7 protein-coding genes and 4 tRNA genes are annotated in these 7,218 nt (G+C 41.6%); 2 read left to right on the top strand and 9 right to left on the bottom strand.

Annotation, left to right across the window (positions count from 1 at the left end; translation table 11 throughout):
* Nucleotides 1-221: 221 nt before the first annotated feature.
* The 7 genes from F0226_RS08715 to mutY all read right to left on the bottom strand — a co-directional run bounded on the left by F0226_RS08715 (nucleotide 222) and on the right by mutY (nucleotide 3,334).
* Nucleotides 222-297, bottom strand: a tRNA-Asn gene (locus F0226_RS08715).
* Nucleotides 298-353: 56 nt separating this feature from the next.
* Nucleotides 354-429: transfer RNA gene (locus F0226_RS08710), tRNA-Phe, on the bottom strand.
* Between the two features lie 7 nt (nucleotides 430-436).
* A tRNA-Thr gene (locus F0226_RS08705) sits at nucleotides 437-512 on the bottom strand.
* 74 nt (nucleotides 513-586) lie between these two features.
* A tRNA-Phe gene (locus F0226_RS08700) sits at nucleotides 587-662 on the bottom strand.
* A gap of 103 nt (nucleotides 663-765) precedes the next feature.
* The gene (gene mltC / locus F0226_RS08695) at nucleotides 766-1,899 is read right to left on the bottom strand and encodes a membrane-bound lytic murein transglycosylase MltC (protein WP_171735270.1); all 1,134 of its coding nucleotides are present in this window, start codon (nucleotides 1,897-1,899) and stop codon (nucleotides 766-768) included.
* 69 nt (nucleotides 1,900-1,968) lie between these two features.
* On the bottom strand, nucleotides 1,969-2,241 hold the full coding sequence (locus F0226_RS08690; protein ID WP_137374461.1) for an oxidative damage protection protein: 273 nt from the start codon (nucleotides 2,239-2,241) through the stop codon (nucleotides 1,969-1,971).
* 31 nt (nucleotides 2,242-2,272) lie between these two features.
* On the bottom strand, nucleotides 2,273-3,334 hold the full coding sequence (gene mutY, locus F0226_RS08685; protein WP_171735269.1) for an A/G-specific adenine glycosylase: 1,062 nt from the start codon (nucleotides 3,332-3,334) through the stop codon (nucleotides 2,273-2,275).
* A gap of 166 nt (nucleotides 3,335-3,500) precedes the next feature.
* Here mutY and trmB point away from each other — a divergent pair, with 166 nt between their 5' ends.
* A complete protein-coding gene (trmB, locus tag F0226_RS08680) occupies nucleotides 3,501-4,220 on the top strand; it encodes a tRNA (guanosine(46)-N7)-methyltransferase TrmB (protein WP_171735268.1) in 720 nt (239 codons plus the stop codon).
* A 187-nt stretch (nucleotides 4,221-4,407) separates the two neighbouring features.
* Nucleotides 4,408-5,328, top strand: coding sequence for a glutaminase B (gene glsB, locus F0226_RS08675; RefSeq protein ID WP_171735267.1), 921 nt, complete (start codon nucleotides 4,408-4,410; stop codon nucleotides 5,326-5,328).
* A 57-nt stretch (nucleotides 5,329-5,385) separates the two neighbouring features.
* On the opposite strand, the gene hemW is transcribed toward glsB, so the two are convergent.
* Together hemW and F0226_RS08665 are read right to left on the bottom strand one after the other, a co-directional pair.
* Entirely contained in the window at nucleotides 5,386-6,576 is a 1,191-nt protein-coding gene (gene hemW, locus F0226_RS08670) for a radical SAM family heme chaperone HemW (protein WP_171735266.1), read from the bottom strand.
* Nucleotides 6,576-7,175, bottom strand: a complete 600-nt coding sequence (locus F0226_RS08665) for an XTP/dITP diphosphatase (protein WP_171735265.1) — start codon at nucleotides 7,173-7,175, stop codon at nucleotides 6,576-6,578. The genes hemW and F0226_RS08665 overlap by 1 nt, the downstream gene beginning before the upstream one ends.
* Nucleotides 7,176-7,218 lie beyond the last annotated feature (43 nt).

Genomic DNA, 7,218 nt, shown 5'->3' with positions numbered 1-7,218 from the left:
AATCTAAGTAGTGTAGACGCTAATATGAGGAAAGCTCGAAAGTATGATAGAGATTAAATTTACGGCGAAAAAAAAGTAAAAGTGCGACAATTAAGTGGTCTTTCTATAATTTTTTGTGATTAGTGTGTGCGGAGAATCTAGCCGCTAGAGGAGTTGGGGAATTGAGATGTTACGATATTTCAAACGAAAAAAAGCCGCATCAATGATGCGGCTTTTTAAATTGGCTCCCCTTGCAAGACTTGAACTTGCGACATACGGATTAACAGTCCGCCGTTCTACCAACTGAACTAAAGGGGAATTATTTGCCTTAACATCAGGTCTATAAAGACCATTATTTATTAAGAACCAAATAATGGTGCCCGGAGGCGGAATCGAACCACCGACACGAGGATTTTCAATCCTCTGCTCTACCGACTGAGCTATCCGGGCAAAAGAATGGTGCCGACTACCGGAGTCGAACTGGTGACCTACTGATTACAAGTCAGTTGCTCTACCTACTGAGCTAAGTCGGCACACTAAATTCTTTTATTTTCTGTCCGTGTTGCAACTCTCTATTAAAGAGTCTTGGCACCAACAAAACAAATTGTGGTGCCCGGAGGCGGAATCGAACCACCGACACGAGGATTTTCAATCCTCTGCTCTACCGACTGAGCTATCCGGGCAACGGGGCGCTATTAAAAGGCTTTTCCGTATTTTCGTCAACACCTTTTTTTGAAATTATTTAAAAAAAGGTGTGTTCGTTGTTTTTTTATTCAAAAATAGGCGTTAAGTTTTGCCTGAGTTAAAGTCTTTCTTGAATTTTGTTACTTTTTCTAAGTACCTACGTGATTCTTTATTTGGGTGCTTCTTAGTTAACGCCCAATACGCTTGGTTTGGCTGTAAGGCATTTAAGTCATTCATTGCGCGCTTTCGGTTGCTACTGAAAGTATTTAATACGCCACCAGTGCCGCCGTTATAAGCGGAAATCATGCTGTACTCGAGTGTTGTTGGGTGTTTTACATCTTTTAAATAACGATTTTTTAAGATGTAAAAGTAGGCAGTGCCGGTGTCTATATTGGTTTCAGGGTTAAATAAATATTCCGGTGTCGGTTCACCTGGTTTATTTTTTACCAATTTAAATACGTCACGTCCCGCTGTTTTCGGTACGACTTGCATTAAACCATAGGCATTAGCCCAACTTACCGCGTATGGATTAAAGCTGCTTTCTGTTTTGATGATCGCATAGATCAGGTCTTCTGGAATGTCATATTTTCTCGAGGCACGTCTTACTATGTCGGCGTATTTATAGCTTCGTTTAATAGCATGATCTTCCACCATTGGAATTTCAACATAGTATGATTTCTTGAAATCGACTTCTTTTGTTTTGAGATTATTGGCGATGAGGTAATCGGCAAATCGATTGGCTCGCCATGTCCACTGAATTGGCTTTTGCTCTTGATCAACCACTTGATTATAAAGGAAAGGCTGACCTTCTAAAGTGATGCTTTTAGACGAAAATAGATCAACGTTTGCAGGATAATCAGGCGTAAGAAGCGTTGTCATGATCGCATTCTTAAGATGTTTTTTAGGCTCTGTTGGCGAAACCGTTTCCACAAGGATAGTACCTTTAGTGAAATTAACTTCAGAGCGACTCAAGTAATTATCTATATATTTCACATAGTTACTTTTACCTGCCATTTTTATCTCTTTAGATCCCCAGCGTTTTTGAATATTGCCGGAGAAGCTGTCAATGAGAGAATCTAAAGCCGCGGTATCTTTTTCAAATTGACCTGGAAGCCCAGCTAAGTTGCCAGCAAAGCGATTGGTGGGCTCATAATTAACATCGTATAAACCTTCAATAAACTCTCTGCTGCATCCTGTGAGTAGCATTGCTGCTAAGAAGTACCCAAGCTTTTTCATAGACCCTCATATAAAAATGACACCATAACCAAGGGTATGATGTCATTAAATTTTATCTAAATAAATGTCTTATTCGCTTGGTGGGGTGTAGCCATCAATAACGACTTCTTTGCCTTCAAAAAGAAAGTTAACCATTTCAGTTTCTAGCAGCTTTCGGTGCTCAGGGTCCATCATGTTAAGTTTCTTTTCATTAATTAACATGGTTTGCTTGCTTTGCCATTGAGCCCAAGCTTCTTTAGAAATGTTGTCAAAAATACGTTTACCCAAATCGCCCGGGTAAAGTTGAAAATCTAGGCCTTCAGCGTCTTTTTGTAATCGAGTACAAAATACAGTACGGCTCATAATGAATCCTTATTATCGCGTTATGTTGGTATTAAACGCATGTGTCTAGTTCGAATGGAAGGCTTTCTAACAGCTGTTTCACAGGAGCAGCTAAGCCAATTTCTTCTGGTTGAGATAAGTTATACCAGAGACCTTTTGTCCCTTCCATTATCAAATCAGGTTGTTTGGTTAATTTAACCAATACAGGGGTGATATCTAAATGGTAGTGACTAAAGGTATGTCTAAATGCAATCAAGGTTTCGTTTGACTGTATGTGGTGTTCTTGAATGGCTCTGAGATCTAATTGGTGTCCAATTTCAGCGGTTTCATTTTGAGGAAAACAAAACAGCCCTCCCCAAATACCTGATTGAGGGCGCTGTTCAAGCCAAACCTGGTTCTCGTGATAAAGCATCACAAACCAAGTTTCCTTTACTGGCTTCTCTTTTTTCGGCTTTTTACCTGGAAAATCGAGCTGTTTATCAAGTTTGTTGGCTTCACACAAATTACTGACCGGGCATAACGTGCATTTAGGCTTACTGCGAGTACATACCAGTGCGCCCATATCCATCATAGCTTGATTGTATTTATCGACATCTTTATTTGGAGTGTGCTGTTCAGCATATTCCCAAAGTTTGTTTTCTACTTTTTTTTGTCCTGGCCACCCTTCAACAATAAAGCTGCGAGCCAAAGTACGTTTCACATTACCATCTAAAATGGCATGAGGAAGCTTATGGACAGATGAAAGAACTGCCGCCGCAGTAGAACGCCCAACACCAGGTAGAGCATTCATTTGTTCTAAGTCTTTAGGGAACTCTCCACCATATTGCTCTGCGACTATTTTTGCAGCTTTATGTAAATTTCGAGCTCGTGCGTAATAACCAAGCCCAGTCCAAAGGTGGAGTACTTCATCTTGTTCTGCATTTGCAAGGTCGATGACGGTCGGAAAACGCGCCAAAAAACGTTCGTAATAAGGAATAACTGTTGTTACTTGCGTCTGCTGCAACATTATTTCAGATAACCAAACGGTGTAGGCGCTTTTGTTTTTTTGCCAAGGCAGTTCTTTACGCCCATAGGCGTCATACCACTTTAAAATGGCGCTTGCGAAAGGAGTCACGGCTTGCTCAATGCTTTGCTATTATTAGAGGTGAAATTGCACCACACTTAGCGTTGGATGTAAAACAGACAAATTGTGTGGGAATTTATCCACGGAAAGACTTGCACCGAAGGCATTTCTTTGGATAATCCCCGCTTTGATTAATCAATGTGCAGGCAAAAAATCAATGAGTGAAGTGACCACTAACGAATATACTGAAGACGGCAAACTGGTTCGTAAGATCCGCAGTTTTGTTCGCCGCGAAGGCCGTTTAACTAAAGGTCAAGAAAATGCGATGAATGAATGCTGGCCAACAATGGGCATCGACTACAACCCAGAGCTTCTTAATTGGAAAGAAGTATTTGGTAACGATAACCCTGTTGTACTAGAGATTGGCTTCGGTATGGGTGCATCACTGGTTGAAATGGCAAAGAATTCACCAGAAAAAAATTTCCTAGGTATTGAAGTACATAGCCCTGGTGTGGGTGCCTGTTTAGGTACAGCTCGAGATGCGGGTGTGACTAACCTTCGCGTAATGTGCCACGATGCTGTTGAAGTATTTGAGCATATGATTCCAGACAGCAGCTTGCATACGCTGCAACTGTTCTTCCCTGACCCGTGGCATAAAGCTCGTCACCACAAACGTCGTATTGTTAAAGCCGAATTTGCTGAAATGGTTCGTGGTAAACTTCAGCTTGATACTGGTATTTTCCATATGGCAACAGACTGGGAAAACTACGCAGAGCACATGATCGAAGTGATGAATGTAGCGCCTGGTTTTAAAAATATCGCTGAAGATGGTGATTACATTCCTCGCCCTGATGAGCGTCCACTGACTAAGTTTGAAGCTCGTGGCCACCGTTTAGGTCATGGCGTCTGGGACATTAAGTACAAGCGTACTAAGTAATTTCCGATCTCAAAGCTGTAGAGGCTAATTGACTTAGTTTTTACCCCTACATTTTATGTGATTGATAAAAGCCAACATTATTGTAATGTTGGCTTTTTTGTCCTTAGGCTTTTATCAATGAATAGAAGTTTAAGGACAAAATAATGAAAACACCCCTACAAAAATAACAATATAGAAGTAAGCACTCATGAAACCAACTCAAGCTATTTTGACCGAGATATTAGATGAAGTTCGCCCTTTAATTGGTCAGGGGAAAGTCGCAGATTATATTCCTGCATTGGCTCGTGTATCGAATCAAAAGTTGGCGATTGCGGTGTATACCAATGAAGGGGAAGTGATTCAAGCCGGTGATGCTGAAGAAGCTTTTTCTGTGCAATCTATTTCCAAAGCGCTGAGTCTTACTTTGGCTATGGTGTTGTATAAACCAGAAGAAATCTGGAAAAGAGTGGGTAAAGAGCCTTCCGGTCAGGCTTTTAACTCAATGATTCAGCTTGAGATGGAGCATGGTATCCCTCGTAATCCATTTATCAACGCTGGTGCGATAGTCGTCGCTGATTTATTACAAAGCCGCTTATCAGCACCTAGGCATCGTTTACTGGAATTTGTTCGTCAGTTATCTGGTGATACTCATATTGTGTATGACAAAGTCGTAGCGGCTTCAGAAATGATGCACAGCGATCGAAATGCTGCTATAGCCTACTTGATGCGTTCGTTTGGTAATTTTGAGAATGATGTTATTCCTGTTCTTAATAATTATTTTCATGCCTGCGCGCTCAAGATGACTTGCGTTGACCTCGCAAAAACCTTTAGCTACCTAGCAAATAAAGGTGTGTCAGTTCAAACCAAGAAAGAGATCATTACCCCAGTTCAAACCAAACAATTGAATGCTCTACTGGCGACTTGTGGCTTATATGATGGTGCAGGGGAGTTTGCTTATCGTGTCGGAATGCCGGGTAAATCTGGCGTAGGTGGCGGTATTATCGCAATCGTACCAGGTGAGATGACCATTGCAGTTTGGTCTCCTGAATTAGACCCTTCAGGTAACTCACTGGCGGGTACTCAAGCTTTAGAATTACTTTCTGAACGTATTGGTCGTTCTATTTTCTAATTGAAGATACGCCTTATTCAAAAAGAAAGCCTCTCGTGATGAGAGGCTTTGTTGTCTTTAGGATTCGTCTTCATCGATCATGAAAGCTTCAAGCAAATCATTAAGGAAGAGCTTTCCTTTTTTCGTGATTTGCCAGTGTGTTGTCGTTTCACTCAAGTAGCCCATCTCTTTAGACCAATCAATAGTTTCTTTAATTGAATCTAAACCTAGACCCGTTGTATCAATGAAATCTTGCTTTGGGCACGCTTCAATTAATCGAAAACGATTCATAAAAAACTCGAAAGGGCGATCATCATTTGCCACTTCGAATTCATCCGATAAATAAGGTTTAATCAGGTTTTGATAAGCTGCAAGGTAACCCCTAGGGTGCTTTACCTTGGTGGTGCGGATGATTCGACCATCGGCAAAACTGAGCTTGCCGTGAGAACCACAGCCAATGCCTAAGTAGTCACCAAAACGCCAGTAATTTAAGTTATGTTGGCACTGGTAGTTGGGTTTACTGTAGCCCGAAATTTCATATTGAACATAACCCGCATCAGTGAGCTTTTGATGTCCTCTATCGAAAATGTCCCATAAATCGTCGTCATCAGGCAGTGTCGGTGTTTTGTAATAGAACATGGTGTTAGGTTCTATCGTCAACTGATACCAAGATAGGTGTGGCGGATCGAGTTCGATCGCTTTATCCAAATCAGCCAATGCTTGATCAATGCTTTGATCGGGCAAGCCATGCATGAGATCTAGGTTGAAGCTATTTAAACCGATTTCATGTGCTAAGTGAGCGGCATTTACGGCTTCATCTTGCCCGTGAATTCGTCCTAACCTTTCTAGCTTCTCTTGTTCAAAGCTTTGCACACCAACAGAAATACGAGTAACGCCTGCAGTTTTATACCCAGCGAAGCGTTCAGCCTCAATGGTGCCAGGGTTAGCTTCCATGGTGATTTCGATTTCGGGTTTGAACGGAATACGTTGTTCAATCCCTTGAAGTAAACGACCAATACCTTCGGGTGAAAATAGGCTGGGAGTACCACCACCAATAAAAATGGAATGTAATGGGCGAGGCGCACCATTAAGCTGATACTTTTCGATATCAGTATCCAAGTCTTCCAGCAGTGCATCAATGTATTCATTTTCAGGAATATCAGCTTTGAGTGCATGCGAGTTAAAATCACAATATGGGCATTTTTGTACGCACCAAGGAATGTGTACATAAAGACTCAAAGCCGGTGGTGTTAACACTGCACTTGGCATTATAGAGCTTGCTCTTTTAGCGTTGAAAATAGTGATTTTAGAGCTTTTCCACGATGAGATAATTGCTTTTTACGAGTTGATTCAAGCTCGGCAGAGGCGCAGTTATCTTCAGGTACAAAGAAGATTGGGTCGTAGCCGAATCCATTTTCGCCATGTGCTTCAGTTAAAATGCGGCCTTCCCATTTGCCGTGGCAAACAATCGGTGTCGGATCGTTTGCATGGCGTATCAGAACTAAAACACAATGAAAGCGAGCAGTACGCTTTGCTTCTTCTACGCCTTGCATCGCATCTAACAGTTTTTCTAGGTTCTGCTGGTCAGATGCATCTTCACCTGCATAACGAGCTGAATAAATACCAGGAGCTCCTTTTAGGAAGTCCACTTCTAAACCTGAATCGTCAGCAATCGCAGGAAGCCCGGTTTCTAGTGCAGCGTGGCGAGCTTTGATAATGGCATTTTCAATGAAAGTGGTACCTGTTTCTGCAACTTCAGAAACGTTAAATTCACTTTGGGTTGTTACGTCGAAGCCAAAATCAGACAGAAGATCTGCCATTTCACGTACTTTACCTTGGTTGCCTGTTGCTAGAACGATTTTACTCATGATCGGATAACTCTAATAAATGGGTGGTGGAATAAGCTCTTAA

The sequence above is a fragment of the Vibrio sp. 99-70-13A1 genome (assembly GCF_013114625.1).
GTDB lineage: Bacteria > Pseudomonadota > Gammaproteobacteria > Enterobacterales > Vibrionaceae > Vibrio.
Note: the sequence above shows the minus strand (reverse complement) of the source record. Positions and strands in the feature narration are given on the sequence as shown.